This window comes from Hyunsoonleella jejuensis (genome assembly GCF_900111025.1).
In the GTDB taxonomy this organism is placed as follows: Bacteria; Bacteroidota; Bacteroidia; order Flavobacteriales; family Flavobacteriaceae; genus Jejuia; species Jejuia jejuensis.
In genome coordinates, this window is sequence record NZ_FOFN01000003.1 from 305,649 (window position 1) to 327,270 (window position 21,622).

12 protein-coding genes are annotated in these 21,622 nt (G+C 35.6%); 11 read left to right on the forward strand and 1 reads right to left on the reverse strand.

The window, feature by feature from the left end:
- Window position 1 precedes the first annotated feature (1 nt).
- The 4 genes from BMY39_RS11235 to BMY39_RS11250 are packed head-to-tail and all read left to right on the forward strand — an operon-like array spanning window position 2 to window position 6,745.
- Window positions 2-2,773, forward strand: coding sequence for a family 78 glycoside hydrolase catalytic domain (locus BMY39_RS11235; RefSeq protein ID WP_092579669.1), 2,772 nt, complete (start codon window positions 2-4; stop codon window positions 2,771-2,773).
- 4 nt (window positions 2,774-2,777) lie between these two features.
- A complete protein-coding gene (locus tag BMY39_RS11240) occupies window positions 2,778-3,743 on the forward strand; it encodes a family 43 glycosylhydrolase (RefSeq protein WP_092579671.1) in 966 nt (321 codons plus the stop codon).
- A 25-nt stretch (window positions 3,744-3,768) separates the two neighbouring features.
- Window positions 3,769-5,268: a sulfatase family protein gene (locus BMY39_RS11245; protein WP_177176593.1), complete on the forward strand. Its 1,500-nt coding sequence runs from the start codon at window positions 3,769-3,771 to the stop codon at window positions 5,266-5,268.
- 10 nt (window positions 5,269-5,278) lie between these two features.
- Window positions 5,279-6,745, forward strand: coding sequence for a sulfatase (locus BMY39_RS11250; protein WP_092579675.1), 1,467 nt, complete (start codon window positions 5,279-5,281; stop codon window positions 6,743-6,745).
- Window positions 6,746-6,848: 103 nt separating this feature from the next.
- On the opposite strand, the gene BMY39_RS11255 is transcribed toward BMY39_RS11250, so the two are convergent.
- Window positions 6,849-8,531, reverse strand: coding sequence for a GH39 family glycosyl hydrolase (locus BMY39_RS11255; RefSeq protein WP_092579677.1), 1,683 nt, complete (start codon window positions 8,529-8,531; stop codon window positions 6,849-6,851).
- Window positions 8,532-8,687: 156 nt separating this feature from the next.
- On the opposite strand from BMY39_RS11255, the gene BMY39_RS11260 reads away from it, so the two are divergent.
- From BMY39_RS11260 to BMY39_RS11290, 7 genes are all read left to right on the forward strand, one after another.
- Window positions 8,688-11,717 carry a glycoside hydrolase family 2 TIM barrel-domain containing protein gene (locus tag BMY39_RS11260; protein ID WP_092579679.1) on the forward strand — a complete coding sequence of 1,010 codons (3,030 nt, stop codon included), beginning with the start codon at window positions 8,688-8,690 and terminating at the stop codon, window positions 11,715-11,717.
- A 14-nt stretch (window positions 11,718-11,731) separates the two neighbouring features.
- Window positions 11,732-15,232 (forward strand): glycosyl hydrolase, encoded by a 3,501-nt coding sequence (locus BMY39_RS11265; protein ID WP_092579681.1) that lies wholly within the window; start codon window positions 11,732-11,734, stop codon window positions 15,230-15,232.
- Between the two features lie 19 nt (window positions 15,233-15,251).
- Complete coding sequence (locus tag BMY39_RS11270; protein ID WP_218141008.1) at window positions 15,252-16,646, forward strand: BNR-4 repeat-containing protein; 1,395 nt, start codon at window positions 15,252-15,254, stop codon at window positions 16,644-16,646.
- A 21-nt stretch (window positions 16,647-16,667) separates the two neighbouring features.
- Complete coding sequence (locus tag BMY39_RS11275; protein WP_092579685.1) at window positions 16,668-17,996, forward strand: sulfatase-like hydrolase/transferase; 1,329 nt, start codon at window positions 16,668-16,670, stop codon at window positions 17,994-17,996.
- A 12-nt stretch (window positions 17,997-18,008) separates the two neighbouring features.
- Window positions 18,009-19,499 (forward strand): sulfatase, encoded by a 1,491-nt coding sequence (locus tag BMY39_RS11280; RefSeq protein ID WP_092579687.1) that lies wholly within the window; start codon window positions 18,009-18,011, stop codon window positions 19,497-19,499.
- Between the two features lie 77 nt (window positions 19,500-19,576).
- Complete coding sequence (gene yiaK, locus BMY39_RS11285) at window positions 19,577-20,575, forward strand: 3-dehydro-L-gulonate 2-dehydrogenase (protein ID WP_092579689.1); 999 nt, start codon at window positions 19,577-19,579, stop codon at window positions 20,573-20,575.
- A 37-nt stretch (window positions 20,576-20,612) separates the two neighbouring features.
- Window positions 20,613-21,515, forward strand: coding sequence for a sugar phosphate isomerase/epimerase family protein (locus BMY39_RS11290; RefSeq protein WP_092579691.1), 903 nt, complete (start codon window positions 20,613-20,615; stop codon window positions 21,513-21,515).
- Window positions 21,516-21,622 lie beyond the last annotated feature (107 nt).

Consider the following 21,622-nt stretch of genomic DNA (forward strand, 5'->3'; position numbering starts at 1 on the left):
CATGTTTAAAAAATCAAACTTCAAATATTTTGTATACGCATTAAGCGCTTTTATTTTTTTAAATATAGCATCATGCAAAGAACAAGTTGTTTTGCAAGATCCTCAAAAATTAACCATTTCAGAAGGGTTTGAAAATCCGTTAGGGTTTTATGATAAAACACCTAGTTTTTCATGGCAATTGCCAGTTTCAGAAGGTGTTTCAAGTCAGTCAGCATACCAAATCGTAGTAGCTAGCAGTCCAGATTTATTACCTGATAATGCAGATTTATGGAACTCTAAAAAACAGGAAACAGCACAATCTACATGGGTAAAATATGCTGGAGCAGATTTACAATCACGTCAAAAAGTATATTGGCAAGTAAAATATTGGAATCAAGATAATGAAGCTTCAAAATGGAGTGAAATTAGTCATTTTGAGTTGGGTTTGTTAAGTAATAGCGATTGGAAAGCGAAATGGATTGGTTTAGATACAAAAAAAGAAAAGGTTTTAGGAAGTCAAGAAAATATCATTCACAGACCGCAATACCTAAGAAAAGGTTTCGAATTGTCTAGCGATGTAGCTTCAGCAAAATTATATATTACCGCTAAAGGTGTGTTTGATGTGGCTATAAATGGAGAAGATGTTAGTGATGATGTAATGCCTCCCGGATATACGCCTTATAAAGAACGTATTGAAACAATTACGTATGATGTTACCGATTTAATAGAATCTGGACAAAATACCATAGGTGTTGAGCTTGCTGCAGGATGGCATTCAGGACGTTTAGGTTGGAAAAAAGAGTTGTGGGTTGATACAGAAACGCCTAAAATGATATTTCAATTAGAATTAACGATGAAAGATGGTTCTAAAGAAATGATTTTATCTGATGATACATGGAAAGGAACAACAAACGGACCAACTAGAATATCAGAGATTTATGATGGAGAAACCTATGATGCCAATTTAGAAATGCCAAATTGGACCACTAATAATTTTGATGATAAAACATGGGAGTCTATAAATACGTTTCCTGTAACGAATGACATCCGTTTAGAGCCAAAAAGACATACCACTGTTAAAACTAAAATTGAATTAGCAACAGAAGAAGTTATAGAAAAAGGTGGCGTAGCTGTTTTTGATTTTCAACAAAATATGGTGGGTGTGCCGTTACTTAAAGTACCTATGAAAAAAGGGCAAACGCTAAAAATTCGATTTGCAGAAAAGTTATCTCCAGATGGTACGTTTTATACTGAAAATTATAGAAGTGCGCAGTCAACGAATTACTATACAGCTTCAAAAGATGGTGTTATAGAATGGATGCCAAAATTTACATTTCACGGATTTCAGTATGTAGAATTAAGTGGATATGACACTTCAAAAACGCCATCAAAAGAATGGGTAACAGGATTAGTGCAATATTCAGATTTTGAAGAAAACGGAACATTTACATCGTCTCACGAAAAGTTAAATCAGTTACAAAGTAATATTGTTTGGGGTTTAAGAGGAAATTTTTTCGATATTCCAACAGATTGCCCACAACGTGATGAACGTATGGGGTGGACAGCTGATGCTCAGGTGTTTGCGCCAGCATCTATGTTTAATGCCGATGTATATAAATTTTGGGCAAGCTGGATGCAAAGCGTTGGCGAGTCGCAATATGATAATGGAGGGATTCCTTGGGTTGTACCAGATGTATTATATAATAATAAAGTAAGCGCAGGTTGGGGAGATGCATGTACCATTATTCCTTGGAAAATTTATGTAAGAACAGGAGATAAAAGAATTCTAGAAGAGAATTTTGAAACCATGAAAGGTTGGGTGAAATACCATGAAAGTGTTACTAAAAATTACATTTCTAGTATGGGTGGTTTTGCAGATTGGTTACAGCCACTTCCTGAAAATGGTGATAATAAAGGCGATACGTCGCACTCATTAATAGGCACTGCATTTTTTGCCCATTCCGCAAATATAACAGCAAAAACAGCTAAGGCATTAGGTAAAACTGAAGAATTTGAAAAATACGATGCCTTATATAAAATGGTTGCAAATGCTTTTGAAAACAAGTTTTTTGATAATGGAAAGATAAAAGATGTTGTAGAGACACAAACCTCTTATTTATTAGCTTTAGCCTTTGGATTACTATCTGATGAACATAAAGCAAATGCAAAAAGGCATCTATTAGAAAAAATAGCAGAAGCTGATGATCATTTACGAACTGGTTTTTTAGGAACACCATTATTATATGAAGTTTTAGATACAACAGGAGAAATAGATTTGATGTACAAGATATTGTTTAATGAAACATATCCATCGTGGTTCTATTCTATAAATCAAGGCGCAACAACGATTTGGGAACGTTGGAATAGCTATAGTAAAGCTGAAGGGTTTAACCCGATGAAAATGAATAGTTTAAATCATTATGCCTATGGTGCCATTGGCGAATGGATGTACGAGCGTATTGCAGGAATAGCGCCCTTAGAACCAGGTTACAAAACTATTAGAATAGCGCCTGTTCCAAAAGAACCATTAACATCAGCAGCAGCTAGTTTAAATACACCTTATGGTAAAGTAGCTTCTTCTTGGGAAATAAAAGGAAATAAATTTGAATTACATGTAGTAGTTCCTCCAAATACAACGGCAAAAGTTACTATTCCTGCTAATACAGAAAAAGATTTGGTGTTAAATGGTGAAGCATTTATAGGCGATAATATCGCAGAGCTACTGGATAGTAATGCATCTGGTTTTCAACTGTTAGTGCAACCTGGAGATTATAAATTCACGTCTCAACTTTAATTTGATGAAATTTAAAATTTCACTTCTTTTTTTTGTGATTGCTTTGGTAAGTTGTAAAAATCAGAAAAACCAAACAAAAGAGAAACAGGTTGAAAAAATTGAAGTATCAATAGAAAAACAGGAGAACAATCCTGTAATTCGTCATATGCGTACTGCAGATCCGTCTGCCCATGTTTGGGAAGACGGAAAAGTATGGATGTACACTTCTCAGGATATGGAAGATGCTACATTCTATGATTCCATGGATGGATATCATGCCTTTTCATCAACAGATATGGTAAATTGGACAGACCATGGCGAAGTATTACATTCTAGAGATATTCCTTGGGGTGCAAAAGGATGGATGTGGGCACCAACAGCTATTTATAAAAATAACAAGTACTATTTGCTTTATCCGCATTCGGTAAAAGGTTCTAAAGAGGATATGCGTTGTGGTGTAGCAGTTAGTGATGTACCTCAAGGACCATTTAAAGACATCGGTTGGATAGAAGGTGTTGAAGGGCAATGGTTAGACCCTTGTGTGTTTGAAGATGAAGATGGGAAAGTCTATTTATATTGGGGTGTTAGAGAACCAAAAATGGCTTTATTAAAAGATAACCTTTTGGAATTAGCTGAAACCCCCAGAATTATAGAGTATGGAGCTAAAAATTTCTTTGAAGCCAGTTACATGCATAAACGGAATGGAAAATATTATTTCTCTTACAATGCTGGTTTAGGTGGTTTTTATGCTATGGGAGATAGTCCTTATGGGCCATTTGCATATAAAGGAGCGATCAACCCAAAACAAAGACAAGATCATCACTCTATAGTAGAGTATAAGGGACAAAACTATTTCTTCTACCATTGGCAAGGTTGGAATGGAGGTTCAAAATTCAGAAGAAATACCTCTATCGAATATTTATATTATAACGGAGACGGAACAATACAAGAAATTTACGCAACAAAAGAAGGGGTTCAAAAAATTAAATAAACCAAACAAACAATTTATCCAAAAAATGAAAATCAAATTATTTTCAATAGCTCTTATTTTAACAGTAGTTACTTTATCAAGTTGTAAAAAAGAAACAAAATTAGAGTCAGTATCAGAAAATTCTAAAGAGGTATCTAGAAAACCAAATATTGTATACATTCTAACCGATCAATGGAGAGGATCTGCTCTAGGATATGCAGGAAATCCAGATGTAAAAACTCCCAATTTAGATGCGTTTGCAAAAGAGTCGGTTAATTTTACAAATGCCGTATCTGTAACGCCAGTGTGTACACCGCACAGAGCCGCGTTGCTAACTGGTAAGTTTCCAATTACAACTGGTATGTTTGTAAATGATCTATATCTGCCATCTGAGGAATTAACAATGGCAGAAATTTACAAAGAAGCAGGTTATAACACTGCTTATTGGGGCAAATGGCACCTAGATGGTCATGGACGGTTAAATTACACTCCAAAAGAAAGACGCCAAGGTTTTGACTATTGGAAGGCTCTAGAGTGCTCACATAATTACACCAAAATGCCGTATTATGATAATGAGGATCCTGAGATAAAATACTGGAACGAGTATTCGCCATTCGTAATTGTTAAAGATGCCAATAATTATATAACTGAAAATGCCAAGGGTAACAAACCGTTTTTAGCATTCATTTCAATTGCAACACCGCATTTTCCGCACCATAATGCGCCTAAGAAGTATAAGGATATGTACCCACCAGAATCTTTAACCTTAAACCCAAATGTTGCTGAGAAGTTTAAAGATAGAAGTCGTGAAGAATTGCAAGGATACTATGCACATGCAACCGCAACCGATCAAGCCATAGGAAGCGTTTTAGATAAATTAAAAGAACTTGATTTACTGAATAATACTATCGTTGTATTCTCAGCCGACCATGGCGAAATGATGGGGGCACATGATGTTAGACCTTTCCAGAAACAGCTAGCATGGGATGAATCAATTAGGGTCCCGTTTTTAATCAGTTATCCGGGAATAGATCAACAAAAAGGTACAGTTGTAAATGCACCGATAAACACGCCAGATATTTTGCCTTCGTTGTTAGGGTTGTCCAATATAAAAATTCCTGAAGATATAGAAGGAGAAAATTTGACAGCACTAATACAGAATCCTGATTCTAATGCAGATAGAGCAGCATTAGTAATGAATGTTGCACCCTTTGCAGGAAGTTATAATAATCCACCATATCGTGCCTTAAGAACCAAACAATATACATACTCAAGAACACCTGACGGCCCAAGTATGTTTTTTGATAATGTAGCAGATCCATTTCAAATGAACAACTTGTTAGGTAAACCAGAGTTCAAAACAATTCAAACAGAATTAGATAATATATTGAATGAGAAATTAGCTCAAATTGGAGATGAGTTTAAATCAAGAGATTATTATCTTAAAAAATACAACTACACATTTGATAAGAAAAAGCCAGCTGTTCCACATTGGGAATTTGAGGAAGGTAAGGGTATTGTGCAATCACCAAAACCAGTTCAATAAAAATAATAAAATGAAAAAAAATATAATAGTAGTACTTCTAGCTTTAAGCGTAGCATCTTGTAATGCTCAAAAAACTTCAGTAAACAATGATAATGAGCCACCCAATGTATTGGTGTTCTATGTGGATGATTTAAGGGCAGAATTAGGATGCTATGGAAGTGAAACAGCCATAACTCCAAATATAGACAAGTTGGCTACAGACGGAGTCTTATTTAATAAAGCATATACACAACAAGCTATTTGTGCGCCTTCAAGAATGAGTACACTTACAGGGTTACGTCCAGAAACATTGGGGATTTATAGTATTTTTACTCCACTTCGAAAAGTGCATAAAGATGTAGTATCTATGCCACAATTGTTTAATAAAAATGGTTACAAAACAGTAAGTATTGGTAAGGTGTATCATCATAGTTCAGACGATAAAAAAGAGTGGTCTGTGTATTACGGGAAAGAAGCAAATACTTACAACGATCCAAAAAATATAGCAATAATTGAGCAATTAAAAAAAGAAGGGAAAAACCCAAAAGGGCCTGCTTTTGATGCTGCAGATGTTAGTGATGAAGCTTATAAGGATGGACGAGCAGCTAAATATGCTATTGAAACTTTAGAAAAATTAAAAGACGATAAATTTTTAATGTTTGTTGGCTTAAGCAAACCACATTTGCCTTTTAATGCACCAAAAAAATATTGGGATTTATACGATAAAAGTAAATTTAAAATTCCGTCTAGAGAAAAACCTGAAGGCGTTTATAGATTAGCATTAACCAATTGGGGAGAATTAAAAGGGTATCATGGTATTCCAAAAGAAGGCGATTTAGATGATGATTTAACGCGCGACTTAATTCACGGGTATCATGCTTCAGTTAGTTATATCGATGCACAAATTGGAAAGGTAATGCAAACGCTTGACGATTTAGATTTGCGTAAAAACACCATGATAGTTTTCATGAGCGACCATGGTTATAAAATTGGCGAATATGGTGCATGGTGTAAGCATTCTAACATGGAAATAGACACAAGAGTGCCATTAATTATTAGTAGAGAAACAAATTATAAACAAAGAAAAGCTGGTAAAATATCTGATGCTTTAGTAGAAAATGTAGATTTATTTTCAACCTTAATAGATATTTGTGGTTTTGAAAGCATACCTTCTGATGGTAATAGTTTAGTTCCAGTAATTGATAATCCTAACCAAAAATGGGACCCAGTGGCAACAAGCGTTTACGCAAGAGGTAACAAATATATGGGTGTTACAGCTACAGATGGACAATGGCGTTACACAGAATGGCGAGATTCAACAACACACGAAATACTTGGAGCAGAATTATATGAGCACAAAGATAATCTGTTGTCTTTTGTAAATCTTTCAGGAAATGAATCATATAGTGAGGTGGAATCTAAAATGAAAAAACTTTTAGAAATCCAATTTCCTAGAAACGGGAAGCCTTTTTTACAAAATGATATACCACGAAATTAATTAGAGCGACTATATTTATTTTATAAAGAAAAGAATACCTCTAAACTAAAGCCCTATTTTAAAATTTGTAAAATAGGGCTTTATGTTTATGGCTTGTTAAATTCTATTGAGGAATTAACTCAATAAGCTTAACACTATGCGGTTCTAGGTTAACTTCTAAGGTAAGTTTACCATCTATCTTTTTTACAATCTTGTCTTCAATAGTTTTAGGTAATTTAGCTATGTTTTCATATTTAGCCAAATTGGAATTTAGTACATCTTTCCAACCATCTTCAAAACGGTCTGAGGGTCTATTTCCATAAATACGGCCGTTAGTTTTTTCTCCTACACCAGCAGCCCTTACATCTTTGTAAAGCTCATGCATCATAATACCATGGTTTTTGTCTACAGTCCATTCATTCAATTTCCACTCTGTATTCCCTGTTATTTCTCCACCTTCTAGTATTGGGAAGAAAGTACGGGTATTGGTACTGCTTCTTGAGGTGTTGTGGTTGTAAACCAATAGATATATATTTCCATTTTTAGTAACTGGAATAATTCCAGCATGTACATTAGCCGCCAGATTGTCTATGGTTTGCAATCTAGTACCTCCTTCCATCATTTGAAACATTTTGGTTACATTTCTTCTACCTTGAGGTAAATCGCTAGCCTCAATTTCTTGTCCCCAATCATAAATTTCTGTTATTCTATATTCAAAAGCCAAATCAGCTACTCTGGCATACCAACTGGCTCCCAGCTCTGTAGCATCAGTTAAACTAACACCTCTTACACCGTTTTCATCACGTAGCATTCCAAATTCTTGTATATCAAGAGGTATGTTACTAAACTGCGAATAACTGTTCAACTTATTTCTGTAAGGTTCAATTTTTTCGGGTAGTGCAACCGTATTTTGATCAATCTTCTCATAATACGAAATACTGAAAAAATCCATTTGAGTACCAACAGCACCAGTGGCATAATTGGTTCCAGTAGCACAATGGTCAATAAGTTCTGTTGTATAAGTTGCCGCACCTTCAGTAAGCATATTACCAGGGCCAATAATGGCATCAGGTATTACTTTTAAAACTTCGTCAACGGTAATATCATAATGCTTAAAATACTCTTCCATAGTGCCATTCCAGTGGTTTGGTGTATAATTTGGCTCCGTACTTACTCTAAAACGCCAAGTTTTCACTTCGGCCATACCAAATTCGTTAACAAGCGCGGTTAAAAAGGCATTTACATATTGTCTCCAATGGTCATAATCGTCAGGCGGACTGGTATTTCCGTAGGTATTAACTATTTTTACCGCAACCATTTCCCAAGGGACTTTACTCAACACAAGTCTAGGTTTAAACCCTGTACTCATAAAATTTCTCATAGTAGAAATGAGTTCGCCAAAATCTGTAATAATATTACCCGAGGCATCTACACCCTTATAAAAGTCATTTAAATTATCGGTTCTACCTCCCATGGTTCTTACCAAATTGTAGCTTTTTACATAGTCTTTAATTGGGTTTAACGATGTTCTAAAACCAGCACCGTTAAAGCGGGATTGGTTCACCATAGGTCGTGTAGACCAAAAATTGTAGAACTCTCCAGCAACACTTCCAGTATTAATGGTTACAACTTTATTTGGGTCAACAATAATTTCTTCGGGTGTTTCTGGATCTGGATTTGGTTCTTCAATAATCTCTTCTTCCAATTCTTTTTCTACCTCATTCTCTTTTGAGCAAGTATATAAAACGGCACTGACTGATAAGAGTAAAACAATGAAAAATAATGTGTTCTTTTTTAAGTGATTCATAACATTGTAGATTTTATTACAAATGTAACGTTAGAAATTGTAAAAACTTACCTGCTCTGTCTTGTTTACACTGCATAGAAAAACATATAAAACATGACACCACAGGATTAGGGATACAAGATTTAAAGTTATGTTTGTTTAAAGGTTATATTAAAAATGAAAAATATCTTTTTTGCATTGCTTTTAAGCTTTTGTGCATGTTATAGTTACGCTCAGCGCACAGAAACGAACTTCAATAATAATTGGCGCTTTATTCTAGAAGATAATGCTGAATATTCAAAAGAAAACATTGATGACTCTTCATGGAAAACCTTAAACATACCGCACGATTGGTCTTTCGAAAAAGGGGTGCGCAAAGGCGGAGACCAAGGACAAGGTGGTGGCTATCACGATGGGGGTATTGGCTGGTATCGCAAACAATTCAACATAAAAAAAGAGAGTCTATCTAAAATCACCTACATTAATTTTGATGGGGTGTATATGAATAGCGAAGTTTGGATAAATGGCAACTATTTGGGAAAAAGACCCTATGGATACATCAGTTTTAGATACAATATTTCAAAATTTTTAAAAGAAGGTAAAAATACAATAGCAGTAAGGGTTGATAACAGTTTAGAGCCATCCGCAAGATGGTATCACCCCTGTGGAATTTATGCAGCTGTAAAATTGATAGAAGTAAACCCTATTCATTTTAAACCCAATACTGTTTTTGTAACTACGCCTTTAATTGAAAACCCAAAAGCGATTGTAAATATTGATGCTGAGGTTACAAGTACTCAAAAGGGATTAGAATATGAGGTTATTTTGTTTTCTCCTGACGGAAAAGAACTAGATAAAAATTGTGAGAAGCTAAAGACAGTGCATTCTAAAATTCAACTAGAAGTTAATAAACCACAATTATGGAGTCCGGAAAAACCAATTTTATATAAAGCTGTTACCCGAATTTTAAATGGCAATAAAGTAATTGATGAGATAGAAACGACCTTCGGGTTTAAAACTGTGGAGTGGAAAACCGAAACAGGTTTTTGGTTAAATGGTGAAAACGTAAAATTAAAAGGCGTTTGCGAACATTGGGAAGGTGGACCGGTAGGAGGCGCTTGGACGAAACCCATGTTACGTTGGAAGTTGGAGTTACTTAAAGGGATGGGCACTAACGCCATTCGTCCATCTCATAATCCAGCACCACCCATGTTTTATGACATCTGTGATGAAATTGGTTTGTTAGTCATGGATGAAATTTTTGATGGTTGGCATAAAAAGGCGCCTGAAGATTATGGAAAACAAGCCTTTGACGAATGGTGGCAAGCCGATGTAAAAGAATGGATTACCAGAGACCGTAACCACCCTAGTATTTTTGTTTGGAGTTTAGGAAACGAAACCCATAGCGATGTGGCACCAGAATTGGTAAGTTTTGGAAAAAGTTTAGATCCAACCAGATTATTTACTTCCGGAGCAGGAAATCCAGAAGATATGGATATTCAAGGTGTTAATGGTGGTTCTGAAACAAAAGTGTTTATAGAAAATAATAAACTAACCAAACCTTTTATTTCTACCGAAGCGCCACACACATGGCAAACCAGAGGCTATTATAGAACACAAACTTGGTGGCGTGATAATGAACTACCAGGAACCTATGAATTACCGAACTTAACAGAAAAGGAAATTTTCTTTTATGAAGGCTTAAATCCAAAGGATTGGAGAAACAGAAAACAGCGTTTCAATTCGTCTTACGATAATGCTACGGTTCGTGTCTCAGCAAGAAAATATTGGGAAGTAATGCGTGATACACCATGGCATAGTGGACATTTTCGTTGGACAGGTTTTGATTATTACGGAGAGGCAGGTTTAGTACATGGTGGTTTACCGTTTAACTTATTCATGGGTGGAGCTATTGATGTAGCCGGTTTTGAAAAAGATTTATATTATTTCTACCAAAGTCAATGGACCCAAGAACCCATGATTCACATGCTACCGCATTGGTCGCACCCAAGAATGGAAAAAGGCACTAAAATTCCGGTATGGGTCTATTCTAATACTGATGAGGTAGAACTCTTTTTAAACGGGAAACCTTTAGGAAAAGACAAACCAGGAGCCGTTTGGAATGAGATGCAATGCGAGTGGCTAGTGCCTTACGAAGAAGGCACAATTGAAGCCGTTGGATATATTGATGGAAAAGAAGTGAATAGAACGTCTTTTTCAACAGCACAGCAACCGTCCACTTTACAAAATACAGTGACTAAATTAGAGGCAGAAGGCGATTTTAGAGCGAGCTATATTCTAACTTCAGAAGGAATGGATGCTGACTATAATTTGAATCCTTATGCAGAAAATAGGGTGTATTATAACATCGTTGGTGATGTGGCTAAAGTGTCTATGGAAAACGGAAATCCTATAGACCCAACCAGCAGAACAAAAGCGGATTATAGAAGTATGTTCTTTGGGAAAACCAGATTATTTTTAGAAGAAGGTCAAAATGCAAAAGAGGCTTCTGTAATTGTAGGTTCTATTTTAGGGGATAAAGCCTTATATGTCTCTGATGACATTACTATTGATGTACAATCTGTGTCGTTATTTGGAAATGATGCTTCCAATGATTTTGAAGTGCTTTACACGATAGATGGCAAAAACCCAGAAACGGATGGTATAGCTTACGCGGAACCTTTTAAAGTTGAAGACGGTACTACTGTAAAAGCTATCGTAAAACAAAACGGAGTTCTTGTTTTAACTATGGAAGAAACATTCGGTAAAAACGAAGGTCTTTTCTGGGGAGATGAACATTCCGCAGATATGTGGATTGGTAGAGGCGTTAATATTTCTGCTGAAGATGGTATTTTAACAGGTTCAGCAAAACCGAGTAGAAATGCACATCGTTTTAAAGGTTCTGGTTTTGTAGATTTTAAAGGTGGTGAAGGTTCCATTACATGGTATCAAGAAAATGATGGTGAACGCGGAGATTACAGTATTCGTTTTAGATACATGCACAACAATGAAGGCAAATTATATCCTATGAAGTTGTATGTAAATGACGAGTATGTTCGAGATATGGAGTTTCCTGCAACAGGCGGTTGGGAAAAGGAATGGAAGTTTGTACCGGCTATTATTGTACTAAAATCTGGAGCGAACAATATAAAGTTAGTTACCAAAGGGGAAAGTGGCCCTTATATTGATGAGTTGTTCATTGACTAGAGAGTATTTATATAATGAAACAAAGCCTTTCTGTATTGCTTTTTTGCTTTTTAAGCATTTATTTTTCTGTAGCTCAAATTAATCAGAAAAATAATGAAAACCTGTTGCATAAAGGCTTTCAAAACCCACCTAATCAGGCCAAAGCCAGAACCTGGTGGCATTGGATAAGTGGAAATGTATCTAAATCTGGAATTACCAAAGATTTAGAAGCGATGAAAGCTGTAGGTATTCAAGAAGCACAGTTGTTTAATGTACATTTAGGTTTTCCTCAAGGACCAGTTAAATATTTAAGTGAGGAATGGCTTGATTTGTTTGAGTTTTCTGCAAAGGAAGCTAAACGTTTAGGGCTCGAATTAGCATTTCATAATAGCGCAGGTTGGTCGTCCAGCGGCGGGCCTTGGGTTACCAAAGAAAATGCAATGCAAACAGTGGTGTTTAGTAAGCTAGAGTTGCAAGGCAATCAAATTTTTAAAGGTGAATTGCCTAAACCCAAAACTAAGTTCAATTATTATCAAGATATTGCAGTTTTGGCCTTTCCTAAACCCAAAACGCATATCAAGATTGACGGTTTAGATTATAAAAACCTTTCGGAGCGCATTCGAAATCATTTATTGCCTGATGATAAAGAAATATCAAAAGATGCCATTGTTCAAAAAGAAGATATCCTTGATTTAACATCAAAATTCAACGAAGATGATGGTTTAGAGTGGAACGTTCCCAAAGGCGAATGGGTAATTTTAAGATTAGGACATACGCCCATTGGAACTACAAACAGACCAGCACCACCAGAAGCCAAAGGCTTAGAGGTAGATAAAATGAGTAAAAAAGCCTTAGATGCTTATTGGGAAGGAGGCATACAACCCATTATTGATAGGTTGGGTGATTTAGTAGGAACTACAGTAAACAATTGCTTGATTGATAGTTATGAAGTTGAAACGACCAATTGGACCTCGGGTTTTGATGCTCAATTTCAAGCCTTAAGGGGTTATGATTTAACAACATATTTACCAATATTAGCGGGGTATTATGTGGATAGTGGTGAAGTGTCAGAACGTTTTTTATGGGATTTTAGAAGAACTATAGGCGATTTAATAGCAGAAAACTATTATGCTCACTTTGCAGAATTGTGTCATAAAAACGGCATGAAATTTTCTGTAGAACCTTACTGGGGCCCTTTTGATAATATGCAGGTTGGTGCTACAGGTGATATAGTGATGTGTGAATTTTGGAGTGGAGGTTATCCATTTTTCGATTCGCCTAAATTTGTGTCATCTATAGCGCATTTAAATGGCAGTGCTATTGTTGGCGCAGAGTCTTTTACCGGCATTGGTGGTTGGGACAAACACCCAGCAAACATAAAGTCAATTGGAGATAGAGCTTGGGCAGAAGGCATAACCCGTTTCATTTTTCATACTTATGTACATCAACCTTGGGATGTAGCACCAGGTTTGGCATTAAGTTATCATGGTTTTGATTTTAATCGTTTAAACACTTGGTGGAAACAAAGTAAGGGGTATATGGATTACATAGCGCGCTCACAATATTTATTACAACAAGGTAAAAATGTGGCCGATGTTTTGGTGTTTACAGGAGAATCATCTCCAAATACAGGTTTTATAAAACCTGAAATCAGAGAAATGGGTTTTGATTATGATTTGATTGGAGCGAATAAGTTAAAAGACTTAACTGCTAAAGACGGAACGATTTACTCATCAGTTGGAAATAGGTATAACCTTTTGGTATTACCAGAATCAGACTTTATAAAACCAGAAACTTTACAAAAAGTAAAAGAACTGGTTGATGGTGGCGCAAAAGTAATTGGTAAAAAACCAATGCAATCGCCAAGTTTGACTAACTATCCAAATTGTGATGAAGACGTTACAACTTATGTTGATGCATTATGGGGAAGTGGTTTGGTAAAAGACATGACTATTGAACAAGCTCTAAGCGATACAACACCAGATTTTAAAATTGAAACTAGTGATAGTTCGGATTTGAGTTTCATCCATAGAAAAACCGACAATGCAGATATCTATTTTATAGCAAATGCTAGAAAAGAGGCTAGAGAAATTACATCACGTTTTCGAGTTGTAGGAAAACAACCTGAGCTCTGGAACTCAGAAAAAGGCACTATAAAAGATGTGGTAGTTTTTAAAGAAAATGAAGATGGAACAACCACAGTGCCGTTATCCTTAGGTATGGAAGAATCAGTTTTTGTTGTCTTTAAAAAACCTGTGAATTCTAATCATTTATTAGAAGTTTCAACAGAATTAGAACTTTCACAAGTAGAACCACTTTCAAATTTAGAAATTATAAAAGCAGAATACGGTACGTTTTTACAAGAGGGCTTGATTGACATTACGGATAGAGTTAATAATGCTATAGATAAAGGTGTATTGGATTTCAAAATGACTAGAATGTTTTGCGATTGTGACCCTGCAATGGGATATAAAAAAGAGTTCAGAATGGAATACCAAATAGGTGATGTCAAAAAGCAGATTTATGCGGAAGAACGCGAGCATATTCATATTGACGCTGGAGATAAATCTCTAAAAGTTTTAAAAGCGGTATTTGGAAAATTTAAAGGAGAAACGACGGGTATTCCTCAGCATTATAAAACTTTTGATGTTACCAAAACGATTAAAAATATAGTAAATTCTGGAACCTATAACATTTTAGTATCTAACGAATTAATTGATAACAAAATTCCCGAAGGCGATAAAACTGTTTTAAAAATCAGCTATAAAACTGATGGAGAAGAACGCACTATGTTTATTTCAAAAGGTCAATTTTTAAAATTATCTAAAGATGTAGCAAAACCAAAATTAGAATTTAAAAATGATGCCATAAGCTGGACAACGCCTTATGCAGGAAAGATAAATTACAAGACAGCATCAGGAGCAACAAAAACCGCAGAAGTTACATCCGTTTCAAAACCAATGGTGTTATCAGGTGCTTGGGAAGTTTCTTTCCCAATAAACTCGGAAGCTTCAAAAAAAGAAACGTTTCCTAGTTTGATTTCGTGGACCGATGTGCAAGACGAAACGATTCAACATTTTTCAGGAACAGCATCTTATAAAAAAGGTTTTGTGTTATCCGAAGAGATGATACAGCGGACTAAAAGTGTAACCTTAGATTTAGGCAGTGTATCCGTTATTGCAGAAGTCATAGTTAACGGCAATAATATTGTATCTTTATGGAAGGCCCCTTTTAGAGTAAATATTGATGGATTTGTGAAAGAAGGTAAAAATTCCCTAGAAGTTAAAGTGACCAATTTATGGCCCAATCGGTTGATTGGTGACGAAAAACTAAAATTAGATTATCCAAGACAAGGTAAACGTGCAAAACCACTTCCAGATTGGTTATTAAATCATACAGAACGACCATCAAAAAGAACAACATTTGCCAGTTGGAATCATTATAGCAAGAATGATGATTTGCTAAAGTCTGGTCTACTAGGACCTGTAAAAATTATATTTTTTGATACTGTAAAACTAGAAAGTAATAATGAATAAATGTTTAGTTATAAATTTTATGATTTGTTTTTGTTTGTTGGGTTGTGCCAATAAAGCCAAAGAACAAAAGACAATCGACGCCGGTAGCGAAATGGTAGATTATTTTGCTGATAATGGTTTCGGAAATGCAGTGGCTATTGTGCAACATCCATCAGGGGTGTATCACAAAGGCATTACTTACGTTGCCTACCAGGGCACTTTGGAAGATCCTTATGTGGCTTCATACAATCATACTACCAAAGAGTGGAAAGGCCCATTTAAAGTGGGCGTTAGTGAAATGGGAAAAGACCCAAACCGTAAAAAGAAAATAGACAATCATGGGAAACCAGCTATTCTTATTGATGATGCCGACTATATTCATATAGCTTTTGGAGGCCATGGAGGAACACCCGATGATGGTAAAAACCCATTAGGGAATCACCACTATGGAAAAAATTTACATGCGGTTTCTAAAAAGCCTTTAGATATTTCTGAATGGGAAACACTTGATAATATTTCATTATTTGGAACCTACAGTCAGTTTATAAAAATGGATAATGGTGATATCTATTTGTTTTATCGCCATGGCGCACATAGGAGTAATTGGGTGTATCAAAAATCAACTGATAATGGCAAAACATTTGATGAGCCAATTTCGTTTTTAAAGCATAAGCGCAGAACAGATATTGAAGCAGAAGATTCATGGTATCCATGGGTTAGCAAAGGTAATGGGGACTATATTATTGTAGCATTTGATTACCATATTTGTAGAGACAATAAAAATGCGCAAGATGCACGTGGGCATATTCCAGAACGGCACAACCTATATTATATGCTTTTTGATACAAAAACAGGTGTCTGGAAAAATACTAAAAACGAACCTTTAGCAATGCCTTTAACCAAAGAAATGGCAGACGAAAAAACTTTGGTTAAGCAAATACCCAATGATTGGACATTTCAAGCTATAGCGGATATAGATTCCAATGGGAATCCGCAGGTTGGTGTAATGGTTGGTCCAGATATAGGAGCTAAAAGAAGTGGTCCTAAGCGCATACAGCATTTTAGATGGGATGGACAAGAATGGTTACAAGGTAATACCAATAATTTACCTAAAGGTGATGCAGATATTGAAGTAAAATCTGCTTCAGAAGTAAGTTTATATTTAGAAAGCAAAACGCAAGAAGATGTAGGGGAAATTAGCAGATGGGATAGTTCTGATGGTGGCACATCTTTTAAGAAAGCAAATGTTTTTTTAAGTCGAAAAAAATCAGGTTTTATCATTTCTTCGCTTATTGATAATCCACATCCTGACGCGAGACTTATTGTAGCAGAAAAAGAAGAAGGTTCAGATTTTAGAAAAATGTATTTGTTAGGGGATAATGGACCAATACGACGTTTACAAACAGAAACTAAAGTTTTAAAAAATAACAAATAACTGAACAAATAAGCAACAAGTATGAACAAATTGAACAAACTAGGTTATATCTTATTATTAGTGATATGTTTCTCCTGCGGAAATAAAACCAAAACATCAGAAGCCAAAACCCAAGAATCTGATAAGACAAATGAAACCCCGAACATTGTATTTATTTTGTCTGATGACCAATCTTGGACAGATTATAGTTTTATGGGAGATGAAAATATTGAAACACCGCGTATAGATCAATTTGCAAAAGAAAGTTTAACCTTCACACAATCCTATGTGCCAACGCCATTATGTTCGCCTTCTTTGGCAACAATCATCACAGGCTTATATCCTAAAGACCATGGCATTTTAGGAAATGATAAGGTCTATGACCGTGGAAATATCCGTGGAAAAGAAAGGGCAGAAGCCTATAAACCTGTTATTTCTGCTTTTGAAAAGAAAACGACACTTCCAGATATGTTAAAAGAGAAAGGCTATTTGTCTTTTCAAACAGGTAAATGGTGGCATGGTAACCATAAAATTGGTGGTTTCGATTATGGTATGACCCATGGAGATCCAACACGTGGTGGAAGGCATGGTGATTATGGCTTGGAAATAGGTAGAAAGGGCTTAGATACGATTAACAGCTATGTGGATTTGGCATTAAAAGAAAAGAAACCGTTCTTTTTATGGTATGCGCCATTTTTGCCACACAGGCCCCATAATCCTCCGCAACGCTTATTTGAAAAGTATCAAAAGAAAACAGACTCAGAGTATTTAGCAAAGTATTGGGCGATGTGTGAGTGGTTTGATGAAACTTGTGGACAATTATTTGACATGTTTGAAGAAAAAGGCTTAACAGAAAACACACTTTTTGTATATGTATGCGATAACGGTTGGGCGCAAAATCCTGAAAAAAGTGGGTATTTAAAGCATTCTAAACGTGCGCCTTATGATATGGGTATTCGTACACCAATCATGTACAAGTGGAAAGGAAAAATTACAGCTAAAATGGATGAAAATACAATAACAAGTAGTATAGATATGGTGCCAACAGTTCTAGATATTTTGGGGATTGAAAAACCTGAAAATTTACCTGGACTTAGTGTTTTAGATGAAAAGGCATTAAATGAACGAAAAGGAATCTTTGGAGAAGTATATGCGCACGATTTTGATACCATAGAAAATAGTATGTATTACAATATGGCGATTTTCCCGCCGTATAAAATTATCGTTCCAGACCCTGTCAGAAAGAAAGGCGAAGTCGTGCAATTGTTTAATATTGATGAAGATCCATTCGAGAAAAATAATATTGCAGAAGCAAACCCAGATATTGTAAAAGATTTACAGGATAAAATTACCGCGTTTAGGGCTGAATAAAAAGCTTTTATTATGAATAAAACACACTTGATATTATTGGTAGTATTGACATTCTTTTTTTCGTGTAATAATGAAAAAAAGAATGTAGTAGTAGATGAAACGTCGAAGCCAAATGTTTTATTTATAGCAGTTGATGATCTAAACAATATGATTGGCCCCATCGATAACTTTTCAAATGTAAAAACACCAAATTTTGATAGGTTGGCCAACATGGGAGTTACGTTTACCAATGCTCATGTTCAAGCGCCACTTTGTGGACCATCGAGAGCATCAATTATGACTGGTTTGCGCCCATCAACTACTGGTATTTATGGAATGGCGCCAGACAATGAAGTCCGTCGAGATGGCAATCCTGCAACAAAAGATATAACGTTTCTTCCTGAATATTTTGGAAATAACGGTTATCACACTATGGGTATAGGGAAGTTGTTTCATATCCATGCGCCTGATAGTGTGTTTAATGAATCCGGAGGACGCATCAAAGGTTTTGGACCTTACCCAGAAAAGCGTTTTGTTTGGGATGGTTTTGGAAAGGGTATTAGAGGAACTCATGGGAGAACGAGTACAGATTGGGGCGCATTTCCTGATAACGATACCTTAATGCCAGACCACCAATCTGTCAATTGGGTTGTGGAGCGTTTAAATAGAGAATATGACAAGCCATTCTTTATGGGACTAGGATTTTTGCGTGTTCACGTACCATTGTATGTGCCACAAAAATGGTTCGATATGCACCCTTTAGAAAGTATTGAGACACCACCATATTTGGCTGATGATCTAAATGATATTCCGCCAGTAGGGTTGCAAATAAATGATTTGCCTATGATGCCATCAACGGAATGGGCTATAGAAAGGGGTGAATGGAAAAAGATAGTACAGGCTTACTTAGCCTGCATGAGTTATGTAGATTATGAGCTAGGACGTGTGTTAGATGCTTTAGAACAAAGTAAATATGCCGATAATACTGTGGTGGTATTATGGTCGGATCATGGCTACCGCTTAGGTGAAAAAGGCACCTTTGCTAAGCATGCCCTTTGGGAAACGGCTACCAAAGCACCGTTACTATTTGCAGGACCTACTTTGCCAAAAGGGAAGAAAATTGATGCGCCGGTAGAAATGTTATCTATTTATCCAACACTTCTAGAATTAAGTGGGCTTGCTGCTTATAATAGAAATGAAGGTAAAAGTTTAGTTGCTATGATGAACAACAATGAAGGTGTTGATGAATCTTATGCCTTAACAACATACGGAATGAACAATCACGCAGTAAGAACGAAACAGTATAGGTATATTAAGTATGAAGATGGTACTCAAGAATTATACGACCGTAACAAAGACCCAAATGAATGGACAAACATTTCTGGTAACCCTGAATATAAAGACAAAATAGAAGAACTGAAGAAGTTATTACCTACCAAAAATGTTAAGTGGGATGAAAAGTCTAAATATACATTTCAACCCTATTTTGTGGAGCAGAAGGCAAGAACAAGTAAGGAGAAATAAATTTATAAAAGCTTCCTTTGTTTTGTACTAATAGCTATCGTATTGTTGTAAACAATTAAAATTAGACAGAGAAATTCATGCAAATTTCACCAGATAATATGCTAAAGGTTCTATATGAGCTTTTTATTAAATATAAATTCACCAACAAGAATGCTAAATTACTTGCTAGTGTATTTACAGAAAGCACTTTAGATGGTATAAGTTCACATGGCATCAATCGAGTGCCTCTTTTTATAGAATATGTAAAAAAAGGAATAATTAAAATTGATGCTGAAGCAGAGAAAGTAGATTCTTTTGGCAATATTGAGCGTTGGGATGGCAACCTAGGCCCTGGAATCGTAAATGCAACTAAGTGTACTGACAGAGCCATTGAATTGGCAAAAAAACATGGCATGGGTATGGTAGCTTTACGCAACACCAATCACTGGATGAGGGGTGGAACATATGGAAAACAAATCGCTAATGCGAATTGCATTTCGATACTTTTTACGAATACTAAACCAAACATGCCACCTTGGGGAGGGAAGGACAGCAGAATCGGTAATAATCCCTTTGTGGTATCTATACCAAGAAAAAAAGGACATGTTATATTGGATATGGCACTTTCACAGTTTTCATTCGGTAAGATAAATGATTATAGACTGAAAGGAGAAAAATTACCGTATCATGGGGGTTGGGATGACAAGGACGAATTGTCAAATGATCCTAATAAAATTTTATCAAAAGAGCGTGGTTTGCCTATCGGTTTTTGGAAAGGATCTGCGCTATCAATGGTATTTGATATGTTAGCCACCATACTTTCTGCAGGAAACTCTACCTACAAAATAAGCGCAAAAGAAACTGAGACAGCCATTTCACAGATATTTATTTGTATATATCCTAAAGTTTTTAAAGACAATGGACTACAGGAAAAGCTTTTAGAAGAAATTATTGATTTTACCCATGACGTAGAACCAATAAATCCTGAAGATACAATTTACTATCCAGGTGAACGAAGCGCACAAACCAGAGCAAAAAATTTGAAAGAAGGCATGTCTGTTAACGATAGTATTTGGGAAAAGATTATGGCACTATAATAAAATAAAAATTATACATGTCTTAAATTTAAATTCGATGAACATAACGCGAAGAAAACTTTTGAAAAATTTAGCACTAGCACCCTTAGTATTGGGAGCTAACAAACTGATGGCTCACACCAACCCAATAAAAAAAAGCACGACATCAAGGCTACAATACAGCATCAATGCGTATTCGTTTAATACGGAGCTCAGAAGTGGTGAAATGACTTTTTATGATATGATGGAATTTGCTACTGATATTGGTTTGGATGCAGTAGATATAACGGGTTATTATTTCAATTCTTATCCAGAAGCACCTTCAAACAAAGAGCTTTTTGATTTAAAAAGAAAAGCACTTGAGTTGGGTCTGGATATTTCATGGACTGGTGTTAGAAATGACTTTGCCATCCCAAATCTTGAAAAAAGAAATAATGACATTGAACTTATCAAAAACTGGTTACAGGTTTCTTCTAAAATAGGGTCACCTATAATGAGAATTTTTACTGGAAGACATAAAAGTGAAACCTATTCAAAAGACGATGTAAAGGAATGGATGGTGGAGGACTTTAAAACCTGTGCCAAATATGGCGAACTTCACGGTGTCATTGTTGGTCTGCAGAATCATGATGAATTTTTGTTTACAAGTGAAGAGGTTATTGACATGTTAAAAAGAGTAAATTCAGACTGGTTTGGATTAATTTTAGATTGTGGAAGTTTACCTTCTAGCGACCCTTACAAAGAAATTGAAAACCTTGCTCCTTATGCCAACTACTTTTTTGTAAAAGAACATGTAAAACAAAAAGATAGCACCAAAGTTCCTGCGGATTTACAACGTATCGCTAAAATAATACAATCTAGTAATTACCGTGGCTATGTATCGTTTGAAAGCCTTAAAGAAGGAGATACAAAAGCAATTATAAAAAACATGGTTAGCGAATTTAAATCTGGGCTTAATTAAAATGGCATATGGAATCATTGCTTGCAATGGTATAAAGATGAAATAGGGGAATTTAAAAAATTATTACCTGCCACAAATGTAAAATGAGATGAAAAGTTTATGTACAT

Coding starts and splice junctions, on each gene's coding strand:
- BMY39_RS11235 (WP_092579669.1), top strand. CDS start 2: ATGTTTAAAAAATCAAACTTCAAATATTTTGTATACGCATTAAGCGCT.
- BMY39_RS11250 (WP_092579675.1), top strand. CDS start 5,279: ATGAAAAAAAATATAATAGTAGTACTTCTAGCTTTAAGCGTAGCATCT.
- BMY39_RS11270 (WP_218141008.1), top strand. CDS start 15,252: ATGATTTGTTTTTGTTTGTTGGGTTGTGCCAATAAAGCCAAAGAACAA.
- BMY39_RS11290 (WP_092579691.1), top strand. CDS start 20,613: ATGAACATAACGCGAAGAAAACTTTTGAAAAATTTAGCACTAGCACCC.
- BMY39_RS11280 (WP_092579687.1), top strand. CDS start 18,009: ATGAATAAAACACACTTGATATTATTGGTAGTATTGACATTCTTTTTT.
- BMY39_RS11245 (WP_177176593.1), top strand. CDS start 3,769: ATGAAAATCAAATTATTTTCAATAGCTCTTATTTTAACAGTAGTTACT.
- BMY39_RS11265 (WP_092579681.1), top strand. CDS start 11,732: ATGAAACAAAGCCTTTCTGTATTGCTTTTTTGCTTTTTAAGCATTTAT.
- BMY39_RS11275 (WP_092579685.1), top strand. CDS start 16,668: ATGAACAAATTGAACAAACTAGGTTATATCTTATTATTAGTGATATGT.
- BMY39_RS11240 (WP_092579671.1), top strand. CDS start 2,778: ATGAAATTTAAAATTTCACTTCTTTTTTTTGTGATTGCTTTGGTAAGT.
- yiaK (WP_092579689.1), top strand. CDS start 19,577: ATGCAAATTTCACCAGATAATATGCTAAAGGTTCTATATGAGCTTTTT.
- BMY39_RS11255 (WP_092579677.1), bottom strand. CDS start 8,531: ATGAATCACTTAAAAAAGAACACATTATTTTTCATTGTTTTACTCTTA.
- BMY39_RS11260 (WP_092579679.1), top strand. CDS start 8,688: ATGAAAAATATCTTTTTTGCATTGCTTTTAAGCTTTTGTGCATGTTAT.